This window comes from Streptomyces sp. NEAU-YJ-81 (genome assembly GCF_017592595.1).
In the GTDB taxonomy this organism is placed as follows: Bacteria; Actinomycetota; Actinomycetes; order Streptomycetales; family Streptomycetaceae; genus Streptomyces; species Streptomyces hygroscopicus_B.
This window is the reverse complement of record NZ_JAGFNO010000009.1, coordinates 105,208-131,758: the sequence shown is the minus strand read 5'-3', so window position 1 is coordinate 131,758 and position 26,551 is coordinate 105,208. Positions and strand designations below refer to the sequence as shown.

Annotated in this window: 24 protein-coding genes and 1 pseudogene; 12 read left to right on the top strand and 13 right to left on the bottom strand. The window is 71.2% G+C overall.

Annotated elements, in window-relative coordinates:
• Positions 1-94: 94 nt before the first annotated feature.
• Together J5X86_RS21625 and J5X86_RS21620 are read right to left on the bottom strand one after the other, a co-directional pair.
• Entirely contained in the window at positions 95-766 is a 672-nt protein-coding gene (locus J5X86_RS21625) for a DedA family protein (RefSeq protein ID WP_208518397.1), read from the bottom strand.
• A complete protein-coding gene (locus tag J5X86_RS21620) occupies positions 766-1,548 on the bottom strand; it encodes an MBL fold metallo-hydrolase (protein ID WP_208518396.1) in 783 nt (260 codons plus the stop codon). Before J5X86_RS21620 ends, J5X86_RS21625 begins: the two co-directional genes overlap by 1 nt.
• 190 nt (positions 1,549-1,738) lie before the next feature.
• Between J5X86_RS21620 and J5X86_RS21615 the strand changes: the two genes are divergently transcribed.
• A complete protein-coding gene (locus J5X86_RS21615) occupies positions 1,739-2,764 on the top strand; it encodes a dipeptidase (RefSeq protein WP_208518395.1) in 1,026 nt (341 codons plus the stop codon).
• Positions 2,765-2,784: 20 nt separating this feature from the next.
• On the opposite strand, the gene J5X86_RS21610 is transcribed toward J5X86_RS21615, so the two are convergent.
• Together J5X86_RS21610 and J5X86_RS21605 are read right to left on the bottom strand one after the other, a co-directional pair.
• Entirely contained in the window at positions 2,785-3,555 is a 771-nt protein-coding gene (locus J5X86_RS21610; RefSeq protein WP_208518394.1) for an alpha/beta fold hydrolase, read from the bottom strand.
• Positions 3,552-4,724 carry an NAD(P)/FAD-dependent oxidoreductase gene (locus J5X86_RS21605; RefSeq protein WP_208518393.1) on the bottom strand — a complete coding sequence of 391 codons (1,173 nt, stop codon included), beginning with the start codon at positions 4,722-4,724 and terminating at the stop codon, positions 3,552-3,554. The genes J5X86_RS21610 and J5X86_RS21605 overlap by 4 nt, the downstream gene beginning before the upstream one ends.
• A gap of 134 nt (positions 4,725-4,858) precedes the next feature.
• Here J5X86_RS21605 and J5X86_RS21600 point away from each other — a divergent pair, with 134 nt between their 5' ends.
• Positions 4,859-5,587 carry a TetR/AcrR family transcriptional regulator gene (locus tag J5X86_RS21600; RefSeq protein ID WP_208518392.1) on the top strand — a complete coding sequence of 243 codons (729 nt, stop codon included), beginning with the start codon at positions 4,859-4,861 and terminating at the stop codon, positions 5,585-5,587.
• A 53-nt stretch (positions 5,588-5,640) separates the two neighbouring features.
• Here the strand turns inward: J5X86_RS21600 and J5X86_RS21595 are convergent, their stop codons facing one another.
• From J5X86_RS21595 to J5X86_RS21580, 4 genes are all read right to left on the bottom strand, one after another.
• Positions 5,641-6,387, bottom strand: a complete 747-nt coding sequence (locus tag J5X86_RS21595) for a fibronectin type III domain-containing protein (RefSeq protein ID WP_308124683.1) — start codon at positions 6,385-6,387, stop codon at positions 5,641-5,643.
• Positions 6,384-6,992: a hypothetical protein gene (locus J5X86_RS21590; RefSeq protein WP_208518391.1), complete on the bottom strand. Its 609-nt coding sequence runs from the start codon at positions 6,990-6,992 to the stop codon at positions 6,384-6,386. Before J5X86_RS21590 ends, J5X86_RS21595 begins: the two co-directional genes overlap by 4 nt.
• A 12-nt stretch (positions 6,993-7,004) precedes the next feature.
• Complete coding sequence (locus J5X86_RS21585; RefSeq protein WP_243981026.1) at positions 7,005-7,709, bottom strand: cinnamyl alcohol dehydrogenase; 705 nt, start codon at positions 7,707-7,709, stop codon at positions 7,005-7,007.
• 126 nt (positions 7,710-7,835) lie between these two features.
• Positions 7,836-8,324 carry a GNAT family N-acetyltransferase gene (locus J5X86_RS21580; protein ID WP_208518390.1) on the bottom strand — a complete coding sequence of 163 codons (489 nt, stop codon included), beginning with the start codon at positions 8,322-8,324 and terminating at the stop codon, positions 7,836-7,838.
• A gap of 266 nt (positions 8,325-8,590) precedes the next feature.
• Between J5X86_RS21580 and J5X86_RS21575 the strand changes: the two genes are divergently transcribed.
• The 7 genes from J5X86_RS21575 (at position 8,591) to J5X86_RS21545 (ending at position 18,801) form a co-directional block, all read left to right on the top strand.
• Positions 8,591-11,140: a SpoIIE family protein phosphatase gene (locus tag J5X86_RS21575; protein ID WP_374229277.1), complete on the top strand. Its 2,550-nt coding sequence runs from the start codon at positions 8,591-8,593 to the stop codon at positions 11,138-11,140.
• Positions 11,137-12,372, top strand: coding sequence for a sugar ABC transporter substrate-binding protein (locus J5X86_RS21570; protein WP_208518389.1), 1,236 nt, complete (start codon positions 11,137-11,139; stop codon positions 12,370-12,372). The genes J5X86_RS21575 and J5X86_RS21570 overlap by 4 nt, the downstream gene beginning before the upstream one ends.
• A 12-nt stretch (positions 12,373-12,384) precedes the next feature.
• Entirely contained in the window at positions 12,385-13,167 is a 783-nt protein-coding gene (locus J5X86_RS21565; protein ID WP_208518388.1) for an ATP-binding cassette domain-containing protein, read from the top strand.
• A 2-nt stretch (positions 13,168-13,169) separates the two neighbouring features.
• Positions 13,170-14,384 carry a sugar ABC transporter permease gene (locus J5X86_RS21560; RefSeq protein ID WP_208518523.1) on the top strand — a complete coding sequence of 405 codons (1,215 nt, stop codon included), beginning with the start codon at positions 13,170-13,172 and terminating at the stop codon, positions 14,382-14,384.
• Between the two features lie 120 nt (positions 14,385-14,504).
• The gene (locus tag J5X86_RS21555) at positions 14,505-14,783 is read left to right on the top strand and encodes a hypothetical protein (RefSeq protein ID WP_208518387.1); all 279 of its coding nucleotides are present in this window, start codon (positions 14,505-14,507) and stop codon (positions 14,781-14,783) included.
• Positions 14,784-15,398: 615 nt separating this feature from the next.
• Positions 15,399-17,810, top strand: coding sequence for an SdrD B-like domain-containing protein (locus J5X86_RS21550; protein ID WP_208518386.1), 2,412 nt, complete (start codon positions 15,399-15,401; stop codon positions 17,808-17,810).
• A gap of 310 nt (positions 17,811-18,120) precedes the next feature.
• Positions 18,121-18,801, top strand: coding sequence for a hypothetical protein (locus tag J5X86_RS21545; protein WP_208518522.1), 681 nt, complete (start codon positions 18,121-18,123; stop codon positions 18,799-18,801).
• A gap of 7 nt (positions 18,802-18,808) precedes the next feature.
• Here the strand turns inward: J5X86_RS21545 and J5X86_RS21540 are convergent, their stop codons facing one another.
• Complete coding sequence (locus tag J5X86_RS21540; RefSeq protein WP_208518385.1) at positions 18,809-20,155, bottom strand: nitrous oxide reductase family maturation protein NosD; 1,347 nt, start codon at positions 20,153-20,155, stop codon at positions 18,809-18,811.
• A gap of 87 nt (positions 20,156-20,242) precedes the next feature.
• On the opposite strand from J5X86_RS21540, the pseudogene J5X86_RS21535 reads away from it, so the two are divergent.
• A pseudogene (locus tag J5X86_RS21535) lies at positions 20,243-21,441 on the top strand (Dyp-type peroxidase).
• Here J5X86_RS21535 and J5X86_RS21530 read toward each other — a convergent pair.
• Positions 21,401-21,577, bottom strand: a complete 177-nt coding sequence (locus tag J5X86_RS21530; RefSeq protein WP_208518384.1) for a DUF397 domain-containing protein — start codon at positions 21,575-21,577, stop codon at positions 21,401-21,403. The pseudogene J5X86_RS21535 and the gene J5X86_RS21530 sit on opposite strands and share 41 nt — an antisense overlap.
• Positions 21,574-22,395: a helix-turn-helix transcriptional regulator gene (locus tag J5X86_RS21525; protein ID WP_308124681.1), complete on the bottom strand. Its 822-nt coding sequence runs from the start codon at positions 22,393-22,395 to the stop codon at positions 21,574-21,576. Before J5X86_RS21525 ends, J5X86_RS21530 begins: the two co-directional genes overlap by 4 nt.
• Before the next feature lie 121 nt (positions 22,396-22,516).
• Between J5X86_RS21525 and J5X86_RS21520 the strand changes: the two genes are divergently transcribed.
• Positions 22,517-22,930, top strand: coding sequence for an ATP-binding protein (locus tag J5X86_RS21520; RefSeq protein ID WP_208518382.1), 414 nt, complete (start codon positions 22,517-22,519; stop codon positions 22,928-22,930).
• A gap of 463 nt (positions 22,931-23,393) precedes the next feature.
• Here the strand turns inward: J5X86_RS21520 and J5X86_RS21515 are convergent, their stop codons facing one another.
• Both J5X86_RS21515 and J5X86_RS21510 read right to left on the bottom strand, forming a co-directional pair.
• Positions 23,394-24,107 (bottom strand): AAA family ATPase, encoded by a 714-nt coding sequence (locus tag J5X86_RS21515; RefSeq protein ID WP_208518381.1) that lies wholly within the window; start codon positions 24,105-24,107, stop codon positions 23,394-23,396.
• A gap of 124 nt (positions 24,108-24,231) precedes the next feature.
• The gene (locus J5X86_RS21510; protein ID WP_208518380.1) at positions 24,232-25,014 is read right to left on the bottom strand and encodes a phosphotransferase; all 783 of its coding nucleotides are present in this window, start codon (positions 25,012-25,014) and stop codon (positions 24,232-24,234) included.
• Between the two features lie 311 nt (positions 25,015-25,325).
• Between J5X86_RS21510 and J5X86_RS21505 the strand changes: the two genes are divergently transcribed.
• Complete coding sequence (locus J5X86_RS21505) at positions 25,326-26,516, top strand: methyltransferase domain-containing protein (protein WP_208518379.1); 1,191 nt, start codon at positions 25,326-25,328, stop codon at positions 26,514-26,516.
• The last annotated feature ends 35 nt before the right edge of the window (positions 26,517-26,551 follow it).

Here is a 26,551-nt window from a genome sequence, read left to right as displayed (position 1 = left end):
GCCGCACCGGGCGCCGGGCGGGCCGGTGCGGCAGGGGCAGGGGTGCTGCCGGAGCGGGCCGGGCCGTCGGGTCCGGCCCGGGGCGGAGGGGGCGTCAGCCCGCGGCCTCGCTCCGGGCGTCGCCTGCCGTACGGCGCCGTAGCCGTCGCCACAGCGCGGGGGTCGTGCTGATCACCACCGTCAGTACCACGGCCGCCGCCACGCCCTCCCACGGCTCGGGGAAGAGCGAGCCGCCCAGGATCCCGATGAGCTGATACGTCACCGCCCAGGCCAGCGCCGCGGGTCCGGCGCCCCGTGCGAACCTCCGCAGCGGCCAGCGCGCCAGCAGACAGGCCAGCATCACCGGTATCCGCCCGGCCGGGATCAGCCGGGACAGCACCAGAACCGCCACCCCGTGCTCCTCCAGCCGCGCCTGCGCCTGGTCCAGCCGTTCCGGCGCCGCGTGGTCGTGGATTCGCTCCAGCCACCGCGAGCCGTTCTTCGAAGCCACCCCGCGCCGCCCGAGCCAGTAGAGCGTCACGTCGCCCGAGAAGGCCGCCAGCGAGGCCACCCCGAAGACCACCAGCAGCGACAGCGGGGGAGCGGTCTGGTGGATGGCGACCACCGCGGCCGAGGAGACCACCGCACCGGTGGGCACCACCGGCACCAGCGACCCGAACACCACCAGCAGGAACAGCGAGGGATACCCCACCGCCTGCTGGGTCGACTCGGACGGCACGCTCCGGGCCAGATCGACCACGTCCACCAGATTCGCCAGATCGCCCATCACCTGGCGGGCTCCAGCCGGACGCACTCCCCGTGCCCCAGCCGGTGCACCACCGCGTCGGGGGCCAGTCGCCCGGCGTGGCGCACGAAGTCCTCGCCGGGGGCGTGGAATTCATGCGGACGGATCGCGTCCATCCCGATCGGCCAGTACGTCCCGTAGTGCACCGGCACCGCGCAGCGCGCCCCCAGCCGCGCCAGCGCCTGTGCCGCGCGGCCCGCGTCGAGATGGCCGGGGCCGAGGTACGGTCCCCAGCCGCCCACCGGAAGCAGCGCCACATCGCACGGGCCCACCACCTCCGGCATCCGGTCGAACAGCCCGGTGTCCCCCGCGAAGTACGTGGTCGACTCGCCGCTGAGCACATACCCCAGCGCGGGCACCCGGCTCGGCCCGTACGGCAGCCGCCGCCCGTCGTGCGCGGCCGGAACCGCCCGGATCCGCACCTCGCCGACCGCGCACACATCCCCCGGCGCCATCTCGGTCACCCGCAGCCCGCGCGCCGCCACCACCCGCCGCAGTCCGGGCACCGCCCGCCCGGCCCCGCGCGGCACCACCAGCCGGGTGCCGGGCGGCAGCTTGGCCAGCGAGCCGGGGTGCAGATGGTCGGCGTGCAGATGCGAGACCAGCGCCACGTCCGCCACGGCCGCGGCCGCCGGTGGCACGGCCCCCCGGCGGCGCCGCAGATGGGCCAGGCGCCGTACGAACAGGGGGTCGGTCAGCACCCGCACCCCGGAGTCCCGCACGGTCGCGGTGGCGTGCCCCCACCAGGTGATCTCCACCGACATCTCCCGCCTCCGTCCCTCGGGCCCGTCCGTCCGATCCTCTCACCCGGCCGACGGGCGCGGGGATTCCGCCCGCCGCACCGAAAACCCATGGCTCGGCGGCAGGCGCGTACGTCACGATGGCCGACGCCGCTTCCCGTCCCACGAAAGGCCACCGTCGTCCTTATGAGCCGTGCCCTATGAGCCATGTCCTATGAGCCGTGACCTCCACCAGCGCGCCGTCGTCGCCGACGCCCACAACGATCTGCTGACCGCCGTCACCGCCCGCCCGCCGCACCGCTGGGCCGGTTACTTCCGGGAGCGCTGGCTGCCGCAGCTCCGCGAGGGCGGAGTGGATGTGCAGGTGCTGCCGGTCTTCATCGACGACCGGTTCCGCCCCGAGGGCGCGCTGCGCGAAACGCTGCGGATGATCGAGTGCGCCCACACCCTCGCCGAGGGCAACGCCGACGAGGTACGGCTGTGCCTGGACGGCGACGACATCGACGCAGCCTTCGCCGACGGCCGGATCGCCCTGGTGCTGGCCCTGGAGAGCGCCCCCGGGCTGGACGCGAACGTGGAGCTCCTCCCGACCCTCCACCGCCTCGGGGTGCGCATCGCCTCGCTCGCCCACTGGGGCCGCACCGCCCTGGCCGACGGCAGCGGTGAGGACGCCACCGGAAGCCGGCTCACCGAGGCCGGGGTCCAGGCGCTGGGGGAGATGGAGCGGCTGGGCATCCTCTTCGACGTCTCCCACCTCGGCGCCTCCGGGGTCGCCCATGTGCTGGAGCTGGCCACCCGCCCTGTACTGGCCACCCACTCCTCCGCCCGCGCGCTCCTGGACCACCATCGCAACCTCACCGACGAGCAGATGCGCGGGATCGCCGCGACCGGCGGCATGGTGTGCGTCAACTTCCTCGGCGAGTTCCTGGCCACCGCCCAGGCCGACCGCACGGTGGACCGGCTGGCCGATCACATCGTCCATATCGCCGAGGTGATCGGCGTCGGCCGTGTGGGTCTGGGGCCGGACTTCATCAAGGAGGTCAGCGACGACACCACCCCGCCCTGCTGCGAGGACGTCGAGTACGCCCGGCTGCTGGTCCCCGGCCTGGAAGGCCCCCGCGGACTGCCTCTGGTGACCGAGGCGCTGGTCCGAAGGGGCCTTCCCGAGGGGGACGTCGAGAAGATTCTCGGCGGCAATGTGCTGGAGCTCTTCCGCAAGGAGCTGGGACGTCCCGCCTGACAGGTGCGTGAAGACGGCCGCTACTGCCCGATGGCGGCCGCGAAGGTGTCGATCGCGGCGAACGTGGCCTCCGGGGCCTCCCGGGTGGGGATGTGGCCCGCGCCCGGGATCAGCTCGAACCGGGCCCCCGGGATGGCGGCGGCGTACGCGCGGCCGAAGTCGGGCGGGACGGCGGTGTCCTGCTCCCCCCACACCGCGAGGGCGGGCACGCTCACCCGGGCGAGCCGGTGCAGCAGCTTCGGATCGGACCTCGTCGGGCCCGCGTAGGCCGCCATCGCCTGGAGGGCCGCGGGCGAGGGGCCTCGGCGCGGTGCCGGTGCCGGTACGCCGGAGCCCTGACCGGGCGGTGGGCCGGGCGGGCCGGGCGGGGCGGTGGGGAATCGCAGCTCGTGCCCCTCGATATGCGGTCCGAAGGCGCCCATGATGACCAGCCCGCCGATGCGGCGGGCCCGGTCGCGCACGGTCATCTCGGCGGCGACCCAGCCGCCGAACGAGGCGCCGACGACCAGGACATCGCGCAGGTCGCGGTCGTCCAGCAGATCCAGATAGGTCTCGACGAGGTCGCCCACGTCCGAGAACCACTCGGGCCGCGGGGTGTCCTCCCAGCCCGGATGGGTCGGCGCCAGCACCCGGGAGGCGGCGGCGAAGTGGTCCACGATGCCGGTCACGGAGGCGGGTCCGCCGCCGCCGTGCAGGACGAGCACGGGCCGGCCCGCGCCCACGTCCCGCACCGTCAGGGGAAGGCCGGGGTAGGGCTCGATGGTGAATCCGGTGGTCTGGTGGGTGGTCATCGGGCCTCACCGCCGGAAGTGACCGCGGTGAAGGTGTCGCACGCGATTCGCAGGCCGTCCGGGTGGAAGAAGCCGGTGAGGTTGTCGGCCGATTGCGCGGCCGCCTCTTCGGCGCGCGGGAACATGGGTGTCTCGTAGGCGTTCAGAGCCGTCTCCAGGTCGTCGTGGGTGGCGAGGGCGAGGGCGAGTTCCGCGCCGTCGAGCATGGCGAGGTTGGCGCCCGCCCCCGCGAAGGGGGACATCAGGTGGGCGGCGTCGCCCAGGAGCGTGACGCCGGGCGTCCGCTCCCAGCGGTGGCCGATGGGCAGGGCGTGGATGGGCCGGGGGACGAGCGGGCCGTCGCTGTCGGCGATCAGCGCGCGCAGCCCCTCGTTCCAGTCGGGGAAGAGGTCCAGCAGCCGCTTCCTGGCCGCCACCGGGTCCGCCGGGTCGATCAGGCCCGAACGGCTCCATTCCTCCGGCGCCTTGATCCCGGCGTAGACGCGGATACGGTCGCCGCTGTTGCGCTGGGTGATCAGCCCCTTCTCGTCCGCCAGGGCGAACATCGTTCCCCGGCCGACGAGTTCGGCGACGGCGGGGTGCCGGGCGTCGACGTCGTGCAGCAGACAGTCCACGAACGAGACCCCGGAGTAGACCGGGTCGGCGTCGGACACCAGGGGCCGGACCCTGGACCACGCCCCGTCCGCGCCGACCAGCAGATCCGCCTCGACGGTCCGGCCGTCGGACAGGGTGAGCGTGGGCCGCCCCGTCGCGCCGAGGGCCACCGCGCGCACCTTGTGGCCCCAGCGGACCGTCCCCTCGGGCAGCGAGCCCAGGAGCAGATCCCGCAGCGCCCTGCGGTCGATCTCGGGCCGCTCTTCTCCCTCGTCTCGCTCGCCCGGTTCCGGCGCGGGGATGCGGAAGCTGAGGGCGGCGTCCTTGTCGAGCAGCCGCAGCTCCCCGTCCTCGGGGCGGCTGAGCGGCCGGAACTCCTCCAGCAGCCCGGCGTGCAGCAGTGCCCGCTGACCGGACTCCGGATCCATGTCCAGTGAGCCGCCCTGGTCGCGTGCGGTCGCCGAGGCGTCCAGTTCGTAGACGGTCGAGGCGATTCCGTGGACGTGCAGAACGCGTGCCAGCGTCAATCCGCCCAGCCCTCCTCCGACGATGGCGATACGGGGTGCTCCGGACATGGCAATGCCTCCCTGGCTCGGCGCCGGTGCCCGGCGGATGGGACGAGCGTAGGGCGACGAACACGTTCGTGGCAAACGCGTTCGGTACGAACAGGTTTGTTAGGAACGCGTTCGCCAGCAGGTACGATGGCGCCATGACAGCGCATCCCACCGCCCCGCGTAGCCGCCGGGAACGTCCGGCGAAACCGGCCCTGACCAGGGAAGGCATCATCGCCACCACGGTCGAACTCATGCGAGCCGAGGGCCTGGAGCGGGTCACGATGCGCCGCCTGGCCAAGGAGCTGGACACCGGGCCGGCCTCGCTCTACGTCTACGTCCGCAATATCGCCGAGCTGCACGCGGCGGTCCTGGACGAGCTCCTCGGCGAGGTCGACCTGAGCCCGGCCGGGGCGGACGGCGACTGGCACGACCGGCTGGTGCGGATCCTCACCTCGTACACCTCGGTGCTGTTCGAGTACCCCGGTCTCGCCCAGTCCGCCCTGGTGGCCCGCCCCTTCGGGAAGCACTACCTGGATCTGGTGGAGGCGCTGCTGGCGCTGCTGGACGAGGGCGGCCTGGAGCCCGACCGGGCCGCGTGGCTGCTCGACCTGCTGATGCAGCACGCCACCGCGACCGCGGCCGAGCACGCCCACCGGACCCCCGGCGACACCCCCCAGGACCAAGCGGACTGGCAGGCGCTCGCCACGGTGGTGCGGGACGTCTCACCGCGGACCCATCCGCATATCGCCGCGCTCGGCCCGCGGCTGCTGTCCGGGTCCCCCCAGGACCGGCTGGCCTGGGCTTTCGATGTCCTCATCGCCGGGGCGCGGAACACTCCGGTGCCGGAGGTACTCGCCCCGTCCCCGGCGGACATCGGGGACTGAGACGGCCGCGCTCAGCCGCGCCCGGCCGACATCGGGGGCTGAGGCGGCGACGCTCAGCCGCGCCCGGCGGGCCGCTCGCCGGTGGCGAGCCGGGCGATGTTGGACCGCTCGCCGTAGGTCACGGGCCGGACCCGGTAGGAGGCCCGCTTCTCGTTCGGCAGGGTGATCAGCCCGAAGGAGTTGATGTCCGGGTCGAGCACGGCTACCGGACGGAAGGAACCGCCGCCCCGCGGCCGGTCCTCCAGCAGATAGCCCCGCTCGCCCTCGGCGTGGTCGGTCCAGGTGAACCGGATGCCGTTGGCGTGCATGATTTTCGCGCGCAGATCGGTCGGGGTCGCGGCGGGCCGCCGGGCGGGGCCGGTGCGGACACCGGCCCGCCGGATGGTGCGCGGCGGCGCCCAATCGTGCTCCGCGCGCTGTTCCGCCTTGGTGAACGACCCCTTCGGCAGCGTGACGTCGACCGGCCGGGACGCGGGCCCGTAGTACGGCCGCAGCCGGTAGTAGAAGTGGGTCTCCGGTAGCAGATCCGGGTGCTGGTACGTGGTCTGGCCGAGCGGGGCGAAGGTGAGGATCGTCCAGGGCCCCCGGGGCTCGGTCGCGAACTCCACGATCCGCCCCGCGGCGCCCGGCGCCTTCCCGCGCCAGCTCAGCTTCGCGTCGACGGGGGAGACCCGGGTGACGGTGAGCACGGTGCCGGTCCGGGGTTCCCGGGGGGCTTCCGGGGAGGCACACCCGCTGACTCCGGAAAGCCCGGCGACGGCGAGAACCGCCGCCGCCAGGGCGCGTACCGAGCCGCTCACTTGCGCCAGAACTTCACGTTGCTCCACACCACGGTGGCCGGGCCGTTGCCGCTGCTGGTGCGGTACGCCCCGAACTTGTCGTAGAAGCTGCCGCCGGGGCTGTCCACGGTGTGCTTGAGCGAGCCGTTGATGTACGTACGGTGCTCCTCGCCCACCTCGTGCACCGTATTGACGCGCACCGTGGCCCCGACCGTCCCCGCGTTGGACAGGGTGTCCCCGCCGTGCACGGCGTACAGCCGCCCGCCCCGCTCGACCGCGAGCATGAAATACGGACCGGCGTCGCCGTCGGTGTCGTTGAACGTCTGCTTCAGGCTGATCCGGGTGCCGCCCATGCTGGTGACCCGGAAGTACCCCTCGAACTGGTGGGTTCCCCCGTTGTAGGTGTCATAGCGCCGCTCGGCCCGCTGGTCCCCGCTCGCGGTGGAGCAGGTGAGGGTGAAGGTGAGGTTGTCGACCTGCCCGCACCCCCGCTCCTGCACCTTGAACCCCGGCGACTCGGACGACCAGCCGCCCGGTTCGACCTCGGCGTGCGCGGCGCCCGAGGCCGCCAGCAGCAGTCCGCAGGCGGCCGAGATTCCGGCAATGACGCGGTATTTGGTGGACACCGTCCGACTCCTCTACTTGACCCAATAGCGGATGTTGCGGAACCGGGCCTCGGCCCGGCCGTTGCCGTGGTGATAGACGCCGTTCTTGAAGTGGCGGGTCGCCGGGCCCCGGTCGTCGACCGTCAGCACCAGTTTGTCGTCGGCGTAGACCTGGATCTTTCCGGTGCCCGCGTCATGGGCCACCTTCAGGTTCCACCACTTGTTGTAGATACCGGACTTGATGACGGTGTCCGTATAGCGCCTGAGCGTTCCGCCGTTCTCACTGGACGCCCGGAACATGATGTCGGTGGCCGGTGTTCCGCTCGGGTGCTTGACCCGCAGGATCTGCATGATGTCCGCGCCGTTCGTACCGGACGGCACATACACATCGGCGTCCCACATGTGCTGCCCCGAGGTGTACTCCTGCTTCCACCGCATTTCGGTGCGCGGATCGGTGCCGCTGCCCTCTTCGAGCGGCTCATCGGTGGAATTCACCCACATCGTGTGGGTCTTCGAGCTCGAGTCGTAGCGGTAGCGCTCGCTCAGGTCGAGATTCCACGGCTTGTGCATCGAGTATGTGAACGACGTCTGCGTCCATCCGTCCGTCGGTGACGCCGCGGCTTCCTTCGCCGTGGCCGTCCCTCCGGACGCGACCCCCGCTGTCAGGATCCCCATGAGTGCGGCGACGGCCATGGCCGTCCTGGTGTGCCTGGTGCGTCTGGTGCGTAACGCGGGCATATGGGCCCACCTCCGGTCTGTTCCGTTCCCTGGATGGATCATGGTCTAGACCAAGAGTCAACGTAGGGCAAGGATGATGGCGTGTCCATATCAATGAACAGAATTCACGACTGTGGGTCGGCGGGGTCAACTCCGCCGCAGCGCCTTCACCATGACCAGCTCCCTGGTCACACCGTCGGCCAGAAGATCCCCCGGCTCCTGGATGGCGACGAAACCGTGCCGCTCGTAGAGGGCGATCGCCGGGGCGTTGCCCGGGAGCACCGCGAGCCGCAGCGCCGTGGCGCCCGCCCGCAGGGCCCAGGTCTCGACCGCCGCGATCAGCCGGTCGCCGATGCCGTGGCCGCGCGCCTCGGGGCTGACCCAGACGGACCTCAGCTCCGGCGGCCCGCCGTCCCCGGGCAGGCCGCCCGCCATCCCGACGGCCCGGCCGTCCAGCAGTGCGACGACGTGGTGGGCGCCCGGCGTCTCCAGCCGGGCGCGCCACCGCTCCTCGCCGCCGCGGTGCCAGTCGGCGAGCCGGGACTTGAAGGCGTGCGGCGCCTCGGCCAGCGCGGCCCGGCGGACGTCCCGCCACAGGGGCCAGTCGTCTGTCGTGACCACCCGCAGATCCACCATGCCGCTCAGTTTCCCGCATCGCCGATCACCGCCGAGTGCCGCCGATCGCCATTGACTCGCCGTCGCGCACCGCCGATTCCGAGGGGAGATGGCCGGGTTCAGCCCGCTGTGCCATGCTTTGAGGAGAGGCGCCAACCCTTTCGAGGGGGCGCGGCAGCGAAGGCCCCGCCGGTGGTCGTGACCGGTCGCCGCGCGAAGGCCGATCAAGGGCCCGGGTACGCCCCACGAGACCGGCGGTCCGCGCACGGAGGCGGTGCAGGCGTGCTGTGACGGGGCATGTGCTGACGTTCACGGGGACCGCGGTGGTGGCTGTCTATGTGCTGGACGCGGAAGGTACCGAGCTGCGGTTGGCCGAGACGGTGCGCAGCGCCGGACGGTCGTACGCGCTGCCGGCCCACTACCCGCTGTCCGGGCGCTCGCCCGTCACCGACGCCTTCCGCGCGGGGCGCCCCCTGTGGCTGACCCCCACCGAACTCGCCGCCTACGGCCCCACGGGCCCCACCACGCCTGAAACCCCCACCACGCCCGGCGTCTCGCTGGGGGTGCTGCCGCTCGGCGGGGACGGCAAGGGGCTGGGGTGTCTGGTGGTGGTGGACGAGGCACCCGGCGGCATCGACGCCGACCGCCGGGGCTTCATCGAGCTCTACGCCCACCATGTGGCCGCCGGGGTCGAGGCGGCCGGGCCGCAGGCGCTCACCCAGCCGCATCCCGACCTCCCCGGCCCCACCCTGGACCGGCTGCGGGTCGGCTCGTTCGCGCTGCACCTCGGCAGCGGGCGGATGACCGCCGACACCCAGGTGCTCGACCTCTTCGGCATCGCGGGGGAGGACTTCGACGGACGGGTGGAGACCCTGCTGGCGGTCACCGTCCCGGACGACGTGCCCGCCCTGATGTCGGTCCTGGAGCCCGACGTGCTGACCTCCGGCACCGCGCAGCTCGAGTTCCGGATCCGCCGGCCCAACGGTGAACTGCGCTGGCTGGGCCTGCGCGCCCAGGTCGAGACGGGGCCGGACGGCACACCCCGGCGCATGCTCGGCGTGGTCGCGGAGACCTCGTATCTGCGGCCCCGCGCCGACGAGGTGTCCCTGGTGCAGCGGCTGTCCGCCGCCCTGGCCGGGGCCACGACCGTCCGGGACGTGGGCCGGGCGGTGGTCGGCGCGCTGCGCGATCCGCTCGGGGCGGGCCGGGTCGCGGTCGCCGAGGTCCAGGCCGATCAACTGGTGGTCGGCGTCCTCGCCCCCGCCGAACCCGCCGCCTGGCCCGAGGTGTGGCGCGCCGCCTGGCGGTCCGAATGGCCCGAGCTGCCCAGCCATGCCCTGCCCACGCTGGCCGAGGCGCTGCGGGAGGGCCAGGTCAGCATCTGGCCCGAAGGCGCCGCCCTCGAACCCGGACTCGCCGGTATCGGCCCCGGCGGCCTCGCCGTCCTCCCGCTCCCGGCGGACGGCCGGATCGTCGGCGTGTGCCTGATCGGATGGGAGCGGCGGCATGAGTTCGGCCCGGAGGAGCGCTCACTGCTGACCGCGACCGCCGGTCTGGTGGGGCAGGCCCTGGTGCGCGCCCACGCGCTGGACGCCGAGCACGAGCTGGCCACCATGCTCCAGCGCAGCCTGCTGCCGCGGAAGCTGCCGGAGCTGCCCGGAGGGGTGGCCGTCACCCGCTATCTGCCCGCGACGATGGGCCTGGAGGTGGGCGGCGACTGGTACGACGTGATCCCGCTGGCCGACGGCCATGTGGCCCTGGTCATCGGGGATGTGCAGGGCCACAGCGCCGCGGCCGCCACCATCATGGGCCAGATGCGCACCGCCATCCGGGCCTACGCCGTGGAGGGCCATCCGCCCGATGTGGTCGTGGCGCACGCCAACCGCCTCCTCGTCGGTATGGAGACCGATCTCTTCGCGACTTGCTGCTACGCCGACCTCGACATGGAGGAGGGCGAGGCGTGGTTCGTCCGGGCCGGACACATCCAGCCGCTGCTGCGCCACCCGGACGGCACCACCGAGGAGCTCGACGTCGAGGGCGGCCCGCCGCTGGGCGTGGTCGCGGACGCCGAGTTCCCGATGACCGCGGCCGGGCTGTCCTCCGGCACTCTGCTCGCCCTGCTCACCGACGGCCTGGTCGAGTCCGCCCGGCTCGACCTGGACGACGGTATGCGCCGGGCGCGCCAGGCGCTCGCCCGCGCCGACGCCGCCGACCCCGGAGGGGTGGCGGACGAACTGCTCGGCGGACACAGCCGCCGCGACGACGACGTCGCGCTGCTGTTGCTGCGCTACGACGGGATGCGGGTGCGGCCCATCCGGGCGAGCTGGACGGTGTGGCGGCTGCCCGACGCCGTGATGCACGCCCGCCGCTTCACCGCGCGCACCCTGCGCAACTGGGGCCTGGCGGACGAACTGGACGTGGCGCTGCTGGTCACCTCCGAGCTGGTCACCAACGCCCTGGTGCACACCCGGGGCGAGGTGCGGCTGAATCTGACGCTGACCGCCGACCGGCTGCGGATCGCGGTGAACGACCCCTCGCCGCGCACCCCCGTCAAACCGGCGACCGTGGACTGGGAGGCGACCGGCGGGCGGGGGCTGCTGCTGATCGAGGCGATGTCGCAGACCTGGGGCTCGGTGCCGCTGAGCGGGGGCAAGCAGGTCTGGGGTGAGATCGGCTTGTCGTCCCCGCAGGAGGAGCCCCGCGGCGGGCCTGGGGGCGGCGCCCCTGACGGCCCCCCGGCGGAGCTCCCGGAAGGACCGGCCGAGGCGAGCGCCGAACGGCAGAGGGAGGGGAAGCCGGGGAGGAGGGGGACGGGACGGAGGAGGACGAGGCGATGAGGCGCTCCGGTACGCACGCCCAGGCGCGAGCCCGTGCGTACGCGCGCACGCGGGTGCGCACGCACTCGCGTACGCATCCCCGTACGCGCTCCCGGACGCGCGATCGCCTCCGCGCGGCCGTCGCCGTCACGGCGGGCCTGGTCCTTGCCGTATCCCTCGCCGCATGCGGCAAGGCGGCCCAGGTCGGGGAGACGGTCGGGGCGCGCGGGCACCACCACGGGGCGCTGCGGATCGGGCTGCTGCTCCCGGAGAACGAGATCGTCCGTTTCGAGCGCTTCGACAGGCGCCTGATCCAGAAGCGGGTCGAGGAGCTCTGCCCGCGCTGCGCGGTGAACTACTCCAGCGCCCAGCACGATCCAGTCGCCCAGCGCAACCAGATCGAAGCCATGATCACGAACGGGATCGATGTGCTCATCCTGGACGCGGTGGACACCAAGGCCGTCCGCCACTCCGTGATCCAGGCCCGCCGCGCCAACGTCCCGGTCGTCGCCTACGACCGTCTCGCGGAGGGGCCCATCTCCGGCTATGTCTCCTTCGACGGCGGACGCGTCGGCCGGCTCCAGGGCGAGGCGCTGCTGAAGGCGCTGGGCCCGAACCCCAAGAACCGCCAGGTCGTCATGATGAACGGCTCGTCGACCGACCCCAACGCGGACTGGTTCGAACGGGGCGCGCGGTCCGTCCTCCAGGGCAAGGTCAAGATCGTCAAGTCCTACGAGACCGTCGGCTGGCGGCCGGAGAACGCCAACCGCAACATGTCCGCCGCCATCGCCACCCTGGGCCCCCATGCCATCGACGGCGTCCTCGCCGCCAACGACGGCCTGGCCTCGGGCGTCATCACCGCGCTCAGGACGGCCCGGATCCATCCGCTGCCCCCGGTCACCGGCCAGGACGCCGAGCTGGCGGCCGTTCAGCGGATTGTCGCGGGCCAGCAGTACATGAGCGTCTACAAGCCGTTCAAGCCCGAGGCGTACACCGCCGCGGAGATGGCCGTCGCGCTGGGACACGGCAGATCGCTCAGCGGGATCGCCAAGCAGCGGGTGAACAGCGCCAGCGCCCGTGGCATCCCCACGGTGCTGCTCAACCCGGTGGCCCTGACCGTGCACAACATCAGGAGCACTGTCATCAAGGACGGTCTGTATCGCGTCGATCAGATATGCACCAAGAAGTATGCGGATGACTGCCGCAAGGCCGGGCTCATCGGGCGGGACGGCTCATCGCACGACGCGGGATGAAGGGAGGCGCGGATGGCTCAACAGTCGGCCCCGCCCCTGCTGGCGCTGCGTGGCGTCTTCAAGCGCTTCGGCGCGGTCGAGGCGCTCACGGACGTCGATCTGGAGATCCACGCCGGTGAGGTCATCGCCCTGGTGGGTGACAACGGCGCGGGGAAGTCCACCCTGGTCAAGGTGATCGCGGGGGTCGAACCGGCCGACACGGGCGCCCTCGAATGGCAGGGCCACCCCGTCCACATCGGCCGCCCGCACGACGCCCAGCATCTGGGGATCGCCACCGTCTACCAGGACCTCTCGCTCTGCGACAACCTCGACGTCGTCGGCAATCTCTTCCTCGGCCGTGAGATCACCCGGATCGGCATCCTGGACGAGGTGGAGATGGAGCGCCGTACCCGCGATCTGCTGGCCACCCTCGCCATCCGCATCCCCGATGTGCGCAGGCCCGTCGCCGCCCTCTCCGGAGGCCAGCGGCAGACCGTCGCCATCTCCCGGGCGCTGCTCGGCGAGCCGTGCCTGGTCATGCTGGACGAGCCCACCGCCGCCCTCGGCATCGAGCAGACCGCCCAGGTCCTCGATCTGGTGGAACGGCTGCGTGAACGCGGGCTCGGGGTGCTGCTGATCAGCCACAACCTGGGCGATGTCAAGGCCGTCGCGGACTGGGTCGCGGTGCTGCGCCTGGGCCGCAACAACGGGTTCTTCGACGTCACCACCACCTCCCAGGAGCAGATCGTCTCCTCCATCACCGGCGCCTCCGACAACGCGGTGACGCGGCGGGGGACACGGGAGGGGGAGTTGTGAGCGTGCCCGGCGGGATCGGCGGACCCAGCGCGCACGGTGCCGAACGCTTCGCCGACGCGTTCGGGCGGAAATTGGGCGGTGGAGCGCTCGGCTCCGTCCCGGTCGTGCTCGGACTGCTCGCGATCTGGCTGATCTTCCAGATCCTCAACCCTCACTTCCTCTCCCCGCGCAACCTCTCCAACCTCAGCGTGGACATCGTCGGCACCGGCATGATCGCGGTCGGCGTGATCTTCGTCCTGCTGATCGGCGAGATCGATCTGTCGGTGGGCTCGGTGAGCGGCCTGGCCTCCGCCCTGTTCGCCGTGTTGAGCGTCAACTACGGCATGCCCGAGCCACCCGCCATCGTCCTGGCCGCGCTCTGCGGTACGGCGGTCGGCTTCGTCCACGGCTTCTTCACCGCCGTGGTCGGCGTCCCCGCGTTCGTGGTCACCCTCGCCGGACTGCTGGGGTGGTACGGCCTGATGCTCGCCATCATGGGCGCCTACGGCACCATCAACCTCGACGATCAGGGCCTGGTCGCCCAGCTGACCAACTTCTACTTCTCCGATGTCGTCGCCGCCTACGCCCTGGCGGCGCTCGGCACGGCCGGATACTTCCTGACCGCCTGGCGGGACGTCACCCGCCGCCGCGCCGCCGGAGTGCCCGCCCGCTCCCCGGCCGAGATCGCCCTGCGCACGGGGGTGCTCGCGGTGATCGCCTTCGCCGCCGCGTATGTGCTCAACCAGTTCCAGGGCCTGCCCCTCGCCCTCCTGATCTTCCTGGTCGTCCTCGTCATCCTCGACTACGTCCTGCGCCGCACGGCCTACGGGCGGATGATCTTCGCGCTGGGCGGCGGGGTCGAGGCGGCCCGCCGCGCCGGGGTCAATGTGGTCTGGGTGCGGACCTCGGCGTTCATGATGTCGAGCACGATGGCCGCCATCGGCGGCCTGTTCCTGGCCTCCCGGATCAACTCGGTCAGCCAGACATCGGTCACCACCGACCTGCTGATGAACGCCATCGCCGCGGCCGTCATCGGCGGCACCAGCCTCTTCGGCGGCCGCGGCAGCACTTGGTCCGCGCTGCTGGGCGTGCTGGTCATCCAGTCGATCGCCTCGGGCGTGGCGCTCATGGACATCCAGACCGCCGTGCAGTTCATGATCACCGGCGGGGTGCTGCTGCTCGCCGTCGTCGTCGACTCCCTGTCCCGCCGCGCACAACGGGCCCACGGGCGGGCCTGATGTTCCGGCGCGACCACACTAAGCGGTCGTGTCGTTCCTGCCGCTGATCGCGGCCGTTGGGCAGGCTGCGGGGCAACATTGGCCGACCGAATTATCGAGCTTTTCGAGAAGGTGGCTCTGGTGAAGAAGCTCATTCGCGTATGGGTGCTGGGTACTTCCGTTATCTGCGCCCTGGCTTTCGGAGGCGTCAACGCGGCACAGGCCCAGCAGTGGCCCGGCCTTCCCGACGAATTCTTCCGCGGCTTCACCACCCTGGGGCCGGACCAAGACAATCAGTGCGACTCCAGATTGTCGGTGGGATCCCCCGGGGACAGCGTGACCGCTGGAGTCAGCGCCGGCGCGGCCCAGCCCGACTCGGCCGGCGGCTCGGGATCCGACTGCCGGAACACCCGCGGCTAGGGCGTGTTTGAGATGTGGTGACAGTGCAGTGCCTGCCGTATCAAGGTGAGTTGGACGGTGGCCTCGTAGCGGACTCCGGACGGCAGGGACCCGACGGGACCAGATTCGGCCATCACCGCGCTGTCGCACATTCTTCCGATCGCCATTCTCTGAGCGCCCGGAGACTATCGCGGATCCCGATGAATGCGAGGGGTTCTGCTGGTGACGGCGAGACTCCAGGGGATAGGATATCGCGCGCTGCTCGCGATGGCGGTCGGCGAGGTCGGGGGTGGGGGCGAAGGCACCGTGATTGAGCTGCAAAAACACGCAACCCAGGGCGATCCTGCCCGAGATCGTGAACACGCGTTCGCTTTTCTTGGTCTACAGCGCTTACAACTCACCCACAATATCCTCATGCGATCATCACAAAGCGGTCCACGCAATAGCAGTGGGCCCTTTTTTCTGCCGTGACGTTCGCGACCGGCGTCCGCGCCTGGGGTCTGTTTTCACGACAAGAGAAGTGTGGAGTGTGATGCCATGAACCGACTCGGCAGAGACTCGCGCCGGTTAGCCCGGAGGCTCGTGGAGCCGCCGGCGCGCATCGCGTTATCTGTTCTTTTGCTGGCAGGCGGCGCCGTGGGAGCGACGGCTGGACCGGCCGCCGCTTCGACCGCCGACGGCACGCTGACGGTTGAGGTGCTGCGCGACTTCTTCGGCACCGGCGTGATCAACGCGACGATGGACGTGCCGCAGCGGGGCATGAAAGTGGAGATCTCCGATCCCGCTGGGCACGTTGTCACCGGCGTCACGGATGCCACCGGAAAGGTCGTGGTGGCGCAGTCGACCGTGCTGAGCGGCGGCCAGTACCGCGTCGACGTCAGCATCCCGGCACCGTACAGCGACTATCTGCGGGCGGCGCCTGCGTCGACGGCGGAGAACCACTTCGACAGCTTCACGTCGTTCGTGGATGTGTCGGACGAAAAGAACGCCTCGGTGGTGACGGGGGTGTGGGATCCGGCCGACTACGCGCTGCCGGACTCGCGGTACTTCGTGCCGATCCACAACGGCGCCAACGGGACCGACAACCGGGCGTTGGTGGCGTTCGGGACGAAGGCCCGGGGCACGTGTCCCACTGATGTGGCGTGCCCGACCACGCTGGCCACGCAGGACCAGGTGGGCACGACGTTCGGGTTGGCGTACGACAAGGACCGGACCCGGCTGTTCCAGAGCGCGTTCGCCCGCCGGTACGCCCCGTACGGGCCGCAGGGCGGGGGCGCGATCTACACGGTGCCGGTCAACGGCTCGGGTGCGCCGGAGCTGTTCGCGCGGGTGCCGGACGCCGCGGTGACGCGGCACGACACCGCCAACATGATCAAGGATCCCGGGTTCACCGACGCGCCGGGCAAAGAGAGCATCGGTGGTCTGGCCCTGTCGGAGGACGGCTCCACGCTGTACGCGGTGAACCTGCGGACCCGCAGCCTGGTGAGCTTCGACGCGACAGGGGCCACCGCCGCGGCGCCCAAGTCGACGGTCCCGATCCCGGACCCGGGGTGCGCGAGCCCCGACGACTGGCGGCCGTTCGGTCTCCAGTCCCACAACAACACGCTGTACGTCGGCGGCGTGTGCAGCGCGGAGAGCACGCAGCAGCGCGCGGACCTGAAAGCCTTCGTCTCCACCTACGACGGCAAGCGGTTCACCACGGTGCTGAGCCACCCGCTCACGGACGAACGCGGCAGCGTCTTCGGTTCCGGCGACAAGGCCACCCACTGGAACCCGTGGAACACCAGCCCGGACACGTGGGACGACCGGAAGTCGGGCAACGTCTTCATCGATCCGCAGCCGGAGCTGGCCTCCCTCGCCTTCGGCCGCGACGGCTCGATGATCCTTGGTTTCCGCGACCGGTTCATGGACGTGCTCAGTTGGGGAGGGCTGGACCCCCGCCCGGGGAACGACACGGCGGAAAACGGCATGTCCGGTGGTGACATCACCATGGTCTGCGCCACTCCCACCGGCGAATACCAGTGGGAAGGCACCGGGAGCTGCCCCAACCACGCCACCCCCGCCAACAATGGCGGCCAGCCCGCCGGTGTCGTCGAATACTTCCCGGGCGACTTCTACGCCAACGCGCACCAGGAGACCGCGCTGGGGTCGGTGGCCTATATCCCGCAGCAGCAGTGGGTAGCCAGCACGGAGTTCGACCCGGTCGTCAACGTCGCGACCTCAGGGACCGGGTACCACAACATCACGACCGGTCAGGGCCCGGGCAACAACCCGACCGCCAACGGGTTCCAGTTCGTCAGCCAGCAACAAGGCGGGTTCGGCAAGGCCGGCGGGCTCGGTGACATCGCGTACGCGGCGGCGAACGCGCCGATCCAGATCGGCAACGTCGTGTGGTTCGACGGCGACCACAACGGGATCCAGGACCCGGGGCACGTGCTGCTGCCGGGGGCGACGATCAACCTGCTGGACGCGGACGGCAAACAGGTCGCCACGACCAGGACCAATGCCGCCGGCGAGTACTACTTCGGCGGTGTCGGCGCCGCGTACGAGCTCACGCCGGGCGCGAAGTACAGGGTGCAGTTCGACGTGTGCACCGCGGACACCAGCCAGGTGCCCGAGCAGCCCCCGGCGCGCGAGCTGAGGTTCACGCTCCCGCGGGCCGGTGCCAACCGTGGGCACGACTCCAATGTGACCTCGCCGACCACCGGACCGTTGTGCGACGGCTACGCGCCTGTCACGGCGCCGGACAAGCCGGGCGGGGTCGATCACACGATCGACGCCGGGGTGTACCTCCCGAAGGAAGAGCCGACCCCAACCCCGACGCCGACTACTCCTACACCGACGCCGACTCCGACGCCGCCCGCGGCCTCCACGCCGCCGCCCGCGCCGTCTGGCAACCACCCGGCCCCGGACGGTGGAGGCGGGGGTTCGCTGGCGAACACCGGTACGCCCGGGCTGGTGGAGATGATCGGCATCGTCGGTCTGCTGGTGGGTGCGGGCCTGGTCATCGCGTTCGTGACCCGGAATCGTCGCGCCCGGCAACACTGAACGAACCGCACAACGCTGATCTGCCCGTCCGCGATCCGGACGGCGCGGACGGGCAGCTCACGTCTCGGCCGGTCCACGAGGGCCGGCCTTGGCGTGGTCTGCCACCGGACTGCCGAGTGCCGCCGCGAGCCCGCGGCGGCCGGACGGTGTGGTGATCGAAAGGATGAATCGGAGAGTGTCAGCGTCGAACCGCGTGCGGAGCGTGAGAATCCGGCAAGCCCCACCGGGCCGTCCGGCTGACCGGCGCCGATGGCCGCGGTCGCGCCGGACCGCGGCCGTCATCGGCATCGCGGCCGTCGCGGTGGCCGCGGTGGCCGCGTTCCTGGTCGCCGACGGCGGCTCCGGCCACGGCGGTCGGCGCTCGCTGACGACGGATGAGGCCGGCCGGCTGGCGATCACGCGATTCCGTAACTACCAGGCGCAGGGCCGCGCGTTGACGATCACCGTGCCGGGCACTGCCGGCGGGCTGACCGTCACCGGGTCCGTCGACTATCGGCGCAAGGTCGGTTACGGCGTGGTGCACGGCACCGGGCGCGACAAGTCCAGCGACGGGCTGGTCCAGTGGACGCCCACCTCGGTGCACGTCCGCCCGATGCCGGACGCCCCGGCGCACGCACCCGTGTCGCCGCCCCGTTCGGGCTGGTACGACCGTCCGCTGCTGTCGTCCGGCAGTGCGCTGGACACCTCCCTGTCCATCGCGCTCGGTCTCGGCGGCGACCGGCCGGACAACGCCGAACTGCTGCCGCAGAACGGCGCCGCCTGGTGGGGGCGGGAGCAGGTGGACGGGCGCTGGGTGGACGTCATGACCGGACCGTCCTCTCCTGACCGCTCCGGTACGGCGGGCAACGTGCGCTACTGGATCGGCTCCGACGGCACCATGTACCGGGTCCGCGTCAGCGTGGGTTCGCAGCCGGAGCCGGTAGTCATCGATTTCGACACGCACAAGTACGTTCCGGTCAAGCCGGTACCCGGAACCACCCCGGCCCGGTAGCCGCTGTTCAGGACGTCCGCACCCGCGCGTTCGCGGCGAGCAGGGACGTCGGCGGCAGCCGGATGCCCTCCGTCTTCGGCAGCGCCGGGACGGGCGGGAGAGCGGTGGCGCCCGCGGTGGCGGCGTCGGGGAACTGCGGCTGCGGAGCAGGCGCCGCGACCTCGGTGAACGGGATGCCACCGGGTGCCGTCGGCGCCGCCCACGTGCCGGCCGGCGAAGACGACCCGGCCGGAAGCGGGCAGGCCGCAGTCGTCGCGAGCCGGGCGGGCACGGTGGTGCGCAGATCGTTGCCCCGCAGGCAGTTGCCCCGTCCCCGCGTGGCGGTGGGGAACGTCCAGCCGACGTCGACGCCGTTGCCGGTGAACGTGTTGTCCACGATCTGGTTGCCGACCGGAGGCATGTCGGTGGTCGCGGTGATCACCAGCCCGGCGTTGCGGTTGCCGGCGATGCGGTTGCGGATGAACCGGTTGTCGCTGCCGCCGTCGATGCCGGCGCCGGTGCCCCACCCGCCGTCGGCCTGTTCCGGGGTGGCCGTCTGCTGGTTGGCGGCGATCAGATTGCCCGCGATGACGGAGCCCTTCTGCGGGAGCAGTTTCTCCTGGTGGTCGGAGTTGGTGGTGAGTCCGACCCGGTTGCCGACCAGGCGGTTGCCGACCACGTACATGTCCTCGCTGGCGTTGGTGCCTTCGTAACCGACCGCGTTGAGTTCGGCGACGTTGTCCCGCACCACGATGTTGCAGGGCTTGCACTGGCCGACATAGATCCCCGAGTCGGCGCCGCCCGACGCGTACGAGTGCTCGATGACACCGTTCTGGGCGGAGAACGCGTAGATGCCGTACAGACCGTTGCGGGTCGCGGTCACGTGGGAGACCAGGAACGACTTCAGGAAGGTGACGGGCTCGTCGCCGGTGTCGTAGCCGCCGCTTCCCCCCGGCAGGCCGGCGGCCGCCTTCGCCGAACCGGTGACCAGGACCCCGTTCTGCGTGTTGTTCTTCACGGTCAGGTTCTCCACGGCCACCCCGGGCGCCGAGACGACGACGCCGTTCGGCTGCCGCAACCGCCCGTCGATGACGACCTTGTGCCGGGACAAACCGCGAAGAGTGATGCGCTCCGTGTCGATCTTCACCGACTCGTGGTACACGCCCGGCGCGACCAGCACCAGGTCACCGGGCCGAGCCAAGGACACCGCATCCGAGATCGTCGGGGCATCGGCAGGTACTGCGATCGTCACATGCGCACCGGCCGGACGTCGGCCTTTGCCCGATCCGCCATCGCCATCGCCGCCGCCGCAGCCGGCCACCAGTGTCAGCGTGCCCACTACCGCCGCCAACACGCGAAGAGCTAATCGAGGCATGATCCCAGTCTGGCATGACGCACAATTCCACGCCAGAATCGCGAGGTTGACCCGCGCGCGCGATTGGGGTGTGGCACTCTGCACCCCATGCGCCGCGCCGATCACCACCCGTCACGCCGCACGTTCCTCGATGTCACCGGCGCCATGATGGCCGCCGGTCTTACCGCCGGGTGCACATCGGACTCCGCCCAGCCAGGCCGGCACGCCCCTACCCCAGGGGCCACGCCAATGCCGGTTCCGGCGACGGGCCGCCATCAGGCAGGCATCACGCTCCCCCAGCCGGCCCAGCCCAACCTGCTCGCCGTGGTGGCCGACCTCGGTGCCACCGTGGCTCCCGGCCCGTTGCTGGCCGAACTCGGCCAGGCCATCCGCACACTCACGGCGGGGACCGACACGCGGCTGCTGGGCCTGCCGCCGGGCGACCTCACCGTGACCGTCGGCGTGGGCCCCCGGCTGGTGGGCGCGGCCGGTGCCTCGCTGCCCGGCGCGGCCGACCTCCCGCGATTCTCCCGCGAGCGGATCGCCTCGCAAGCACGCGGCGGTGACCTGCTGATACAGATCTGTGCCAGCGACGCGCTGCTCTTACCGGTCGTCGCCGCCGCGCTTCTGGACCAGGCCGGTGACCGCATCCGCGAACGCTGGCGCCAGTCCGCACGCCGCGGTACGAACGTGTCCGTCGGCAACGGCCTCACCGCGCCACGCAACCCGCTCGGTTTCATCGATGGCATCGTGGGCCCGCACACGACCGCCGAACAACAACGCGACCTGTGGCTGGCGGGGCCCCTGCGGTCGCCGGCGGCACCCTTGCCGTACTGCGGCGTATGGAACTCGACCTGCCGCGGTTCGCCGCCCTTTCCGTAGCGGAACAGGAAGCGGTCTTCGGGCGGCGCCGGGCCAGCGGCGTCCCCCTCTCCGGCGGCACCGCCGCCTCGGGCCCGCAACTCGGAGCCAAGACACCGGACGGGCGCTATCTCGTCCCCGCGGACGCCCACGTGCGCAGAGCGCACGCCACCGTGGTCGGGGTCGGGCTCATGCTCCGCCGCTCCTACAGCACCGACGAGCCCGCCCCCGGCCTGCTCTTCATCAGCTTCCAGAACGACCTGCGGACCTTCACCGCCACCCTCACCCACATGGACACCTCCGACGCACTGCTGCCCTTCACCACCACAACCGCCAGTGCGACATTCCTGATCCTCCCCGGCTTCGACCGGCAACACCCGCTCGGTTCCGAGCTGGCGGCTCTTCTCAAGCCCTCGCGAAGGTCAGGAAGTCGGCCCAGGCGGTAGCGGGTATGCGGAGGTGGGGGCCTTCGGGGTTCTTGGAGTCGCGTATGTGGATGGTGGTGGGGGTGGTGGCGATCTCGACGCAGTCGCCGCCGGTGTTGTCGCTGTAGCTGCTCTTGAACCACACGAGTCTGCTCATAGCTCACCCATCAACTGCTCGATGAACACGACGGATTCCTCTGGCCCGAGAGCCTGAGACCTGATCATGGCATAGCGCCGGGCGAGGACGCCTACCTCGTCCGCCTTCGATACCAGGATGCTCTTGCCCTGACCTTCCAGATAGACGAGTGGCGTCTCCTCCGGGGTCTCGATCAGCTTCATCGGACCGGGGAGTCCGGCGTGTCCGGCACGGCTCGTCGGCATGACCTGGACGACGACATTGGAGCGGGCAGCGCATGCGATGAGGTGCTCGTACTGCGGACGCGCGATCTCTGGCCCGCCGACCAATCGGCGCAACGCCGCCTCTTCGAGGACCGCGCTCACCACTGCTACCGGCTTGCGATCGAGGAGGGCCTTGCGGTCCATACGAGCCGCAACCAGGCGTTCCACCTCGTCCTCGTCGACGGGCGGGAATGCGTAGTCGAACAGGGCGCGGGCGTACTCCTGGGTCTGGAGCAAACCGTCGATCAGGTGCGTGCAGTACGACGACACGCTCAGCGCTTCCTGCTCCAACTGAACGAAACCCTGGAAGTGAGCCGGATACCGCTCAAGCTTTAGATACTTGATCGCAGAGCGCAGCAACCCGCCCGCGTCCAGTGCCTTCTCGGCCGCGTCGATGAACTCGTCCGTCGGCGGCTTGGCGCATGTCTCCACGGCGCTCACCGCCGACCCGGTGTAGTTCATGAGCGCGCCGAGCTCGTCCTGGGTCAGCCCCGCCCGCTCGCGCAGAAGCCGCAGGACAGCGGCGAAGTACTGCACGGTAGGCGGAGCGGAGTCCTTCTTCTTCGTCTGGGCCACGCAGGCCACCCCCCTCAACATCGGTCAACGCCAATCAACCTGCGTTCGACCAGAGTTGTCGGTCGCCGCAGTCGACGCTCTGTTACTGGTGAAGGTAGCTGCCTGCACTGACAGTGGGAGCATGAACGCGGAAAGTCACGACGTAAACCCGCTCCATGGCTGGAAGCAGAGGTTTACACCCGTCCCCCCATCTGTCCCCCACGCCCGCCGCGCCGCCGATGCCGCTCTCCGCGCCTGGGGCCTGGACCGGGGCTCGGCCGCCCTTGTCCAGCTCGTCGTCTCCGAGTTGGCGACCAACGCCGTCCGGCACGGACGCGTACCGGGGCGGTACTTCGAAGTGCGTATCGCATACGACGCAGAAAAAATGGTCGGGGTCGAGGTGTCCGACCCGCGCGACGGGTGCCCCGCCCTGGCGGACCCGACACTGGATGACGAGTCCGGACGCGGTCTGGCGATCGTGGACGCGCTCGCCGACGCGTGGGGCGTCCGGGAACGCATCGTCGGCAAAACGGTCTGGGCCCGGATCCGCCTCTAGCGGTACCCGGCCGGGCGCGGCGCCATCTCGCGCCTTCGGCGCAATTGAGCATTGGTCGGGGGTGCCGGGGCGGGGGCCGTGCCGTCGGCCGCCGGGCAGGTGGGGGTGCGGGCGAGTGGCGGCATCCGGGCTCGCGGACCGGGAGCGTTCCGGACTGCGGGCCGAACGGCCGGTCCAACGACATACTCGGTCTGGGCGTCCCCCGGGTACCCCTCCAGAAATTGCTTGATCTGACGCAACTAATATGTCAAGCAATCTCAAAAGGGCACCCCACCCTCCCGGCTGTCCGGAGTCGGCCCGAGCCCCGATGGGCAGAAGCCGCCACCGGCCCCACCTCCCACCGGCCCGGCGGTCGGCGACGCGGCCCGCGCCCCCCACTTGCCGCCCCCATGCTCAAATGCGCCGAAGGCGCGAAACGGCGCCGCAGACAACCGGCGACCCCAGTCCGGCACTCGCTCCGGGCTCACTCCAGGACATGCCGCAGATAGCTCCGCGGATCGGCGAGATAACGGCGCCAGTGATCGACCAGCGCCAACTCACTCCACTCCACCCGCCGCATCCCGTGCTCGCCGACTTCCACGATCTCCGCACCGGGCAGCGCCGTCAGCAGCGGCGAATGCGTCGCGCAGATGACCTGCCCACCGTTCTTCACCAACTCATGTACGTGACCCAGGAGTTCCAGACACGAGGTGAAGGAGAGCGCCGCCTCCGGCTCGTCCATGACGTACAGCCCAGGCTGGAGGAACTTGCCCCGGAACGCCGCGAGAAACCCCTCACCATGGCTGACCGCATGCGGTGTGAAGCCCTCCCGGTGCAGCGCGTCGAGCGCGGTCTCGGCCCGCAGGAAGAACCCCTTGCGGGCCGACCAACTCCCCAGCATCCGCCGCCCGCGCGGCGCCGCGTCGAAGCGAATCCGCTCGCCGAGCGCCGACTTGGGGCGGTGGCTGGCGTATTGCCAGTCGTGCGAGCCGCCGTACGGATCCAGTCCGAACCCCTCCGCGAGCGCCTCCACCAGCGTCGACTTGCCCGACCCGTTCTCCCCGACGAGAAACGTCACGGGCGCGGTGAAGCGCAGCCCGTCCGCCAGCAGCCCGCGCACACAGGGCACGGACCAGGGCCACTTTTCCTCCTCGCGCGCGTCCGAATCGACGTGTGCGTACGCACGTTCGATAATCATCGCCCGAGTCTCTCATGGCCCCTGGCGCATCGGGTGTGACGGGACGGGCGGGCCTCGTCGAGGTCGTGACGCTCCAGCCGCTCGGTCCGGATCCGGACTCCGCGATTGCCGACGTGCCTGTGCCCTAGCCGCCGACGGGGGTCCAAAAGGAGGCGGGCAACGCCTCGACCTCAAGGGCGGCTTGGCGTAGGTCGGCGGCAACCGGCAGCAGCGCGGTGTACACCGGGTCGCCGCCACCGGCCATGCGGTCGATGACGTCGGCGTTGGTCCGCGCCCGTGCGGCCACCACGCCCGCGAATGCCGACCGGTCGCCGTCGTAGTCATAGGCGTCAAGCAGCAGGTGCAGACGCCGGGACCGGTCCTCGAACGCGGTGAATCCGGTCCTTTCGGCCAATCGACGGGCATGCAACGGCACCCAGGTCAATGCCATGAATGCCAGATCGAACTCGCGCGACGAAGGCCCAGCGGTGTCCCAGTCGAAGAACCCGGCCAGATCGCCCTCGCGCCACACCGCGTTCCACGGGGCGGCGTCATGGTGCCCGACGACCAGCCCCGGCCGCCACGTCTGCCCGGCGAGCCAGCGCACGCCCGGCGGCGGCACAAACGTCTCCGTCGCATCGTGCAGCCGACGGGCCCACCTGCCAACACTCACCAACGCGGTGTCCGAGTACACCCAGGCAGGCCAGGGAAGCACCTCACCAGCGGTCTCGCCCACGAGATAGGTCAAGACCTCACGCCCTTGTTCGTCCGTCCCCCGCACCCGGGGCGCCCCGCAGAATCCCACGGCCTCCAGGTGACGCAGCACCGCGTGCACGGCAGGCGTCCAGGGCTGGACGGGCCGGTGGACCGCATCACCGATACGCACCGCACCTACGGTCCGGCCACCGGGCAGCCGCTGCTCCTCCATGGCCTGGTTGTATCGCAAGCCCGACCGGCTGCGCATCCGCATTTCCCGGCCGCCACCGGGCCGTTCCGCATCACCTGCGGCGCGGCGCCTACGCGCTCGAAGCCGTCCTGCCCTGGTCCTCGTGGCGGCAGCTTGCGGACTCGGCGCCACGATCACCGCCCTGCGGATCACCCAGCCGGCCCGCGACAAATGATCGCCGCAAGGCGAACGACAAGCGGCTGGGCTCGGGCGCGTTTCTAGTGACGCGCCCTACGGTGATGAGGGGGTGAGGCATGAGTGGGGTGGGCCGCTCGGTCGCATTGAGGAGACACATGACGTTCGAGGGCATCGGTCGGTCCGGCCGGGCCGCGCTGGGGCGGGTGCTTCTTGACGCGGGGGTGATGGGGGAGGACTGGGCTCCGACCTTCGCCGCCGTCGACCGGGCCGCGTTCCTGCCGGAGCTGATGTGGCCGTTCGACACGCGGACGCAGGGGGCCGTCGCCATCGACAAGGCCGGGGACCCGGACGCCTGGTACGCCGCCGCCGACAGCGATGTGCCCATCGTGACGCAGTGGGACGACGGCGAGCACACCGGCCCGGCGCCGGGGCGGGTGTCCACCAGCTCGTCCTCCATGCCCTCTGTCGTCTACGCCTTACTGCGGGACCTGGCCGTGGACGAGGGCATGGCCGTGCTCGACGTGGGCACCGGCACGGGCGAGACCGCCGGGGCGCTGGCGCATCGCTGTGGCGGCCGTAAGGTCATCACGGTCGAGGTGGACCCCGCCGTGTCGCGCCGTGCGCGTCGGCGGCTGGCCGCAGCGGGGTTGCGGCCGGAGGTTGTGCTCGGTGACGGCGGGAAGGGCTGTGCGGGCAGCGCGCCGTATGACCGGGTCCTGGCCACCGTCGGCCTTCGGGAGATCCCCGGGGCATGGATCGAGCAGACGCGGCCCGGGGGCGTGATCGTCGCCCCCTGGGGCACGCACTACACCCATGCGGACGCCGTGGCCCGGCTGGTGGTGCGTGGGGACGGGACGGCGTCGGGGCGCTTCACCGGCCCCGTCGAATTCATGAAGCTGCGCGGCCAGCGGCTGTCGCTGCCGCCGCACGGCGCCTACGTCCCGAGCGAGGGCGAGGGCGAGGGCGGCGGCGCCGATACGTCCAGTACCGGCATCCCCGAGGGAGAGTTCATCACCCCGGCGTACGCCGCCCTCCCCTTCGCGCTGGGGCTCCGGGTACGGCATTGCGTCCAGGTGGTGGCAGCTCCGCACGATGGCGCGCGACCCGTGTGGTTCTACGGGCTGACCGACCGTTCCTGGGCGTGTGTCGTGTTCCGCGAGGGGGAGGCGGAGGCGCGCGTCTGGCAGGCGGGGGAGCGGCGGTTGTGGGATGAGGTCGAGGCCGCGTACGGGTGGTGGGTCGGCCATGGCAGGCCGGACCACACCCGCTTCGGCCTCACGGTCGGCCCGGGCCCCGCCGGTCAGCGGGTGTGGCTGGACGATCCGGCCGATTCCTGGTCCCCGTAGAGCGGGGCGTGAGGCGACGCGCTCCTGGCCAACTC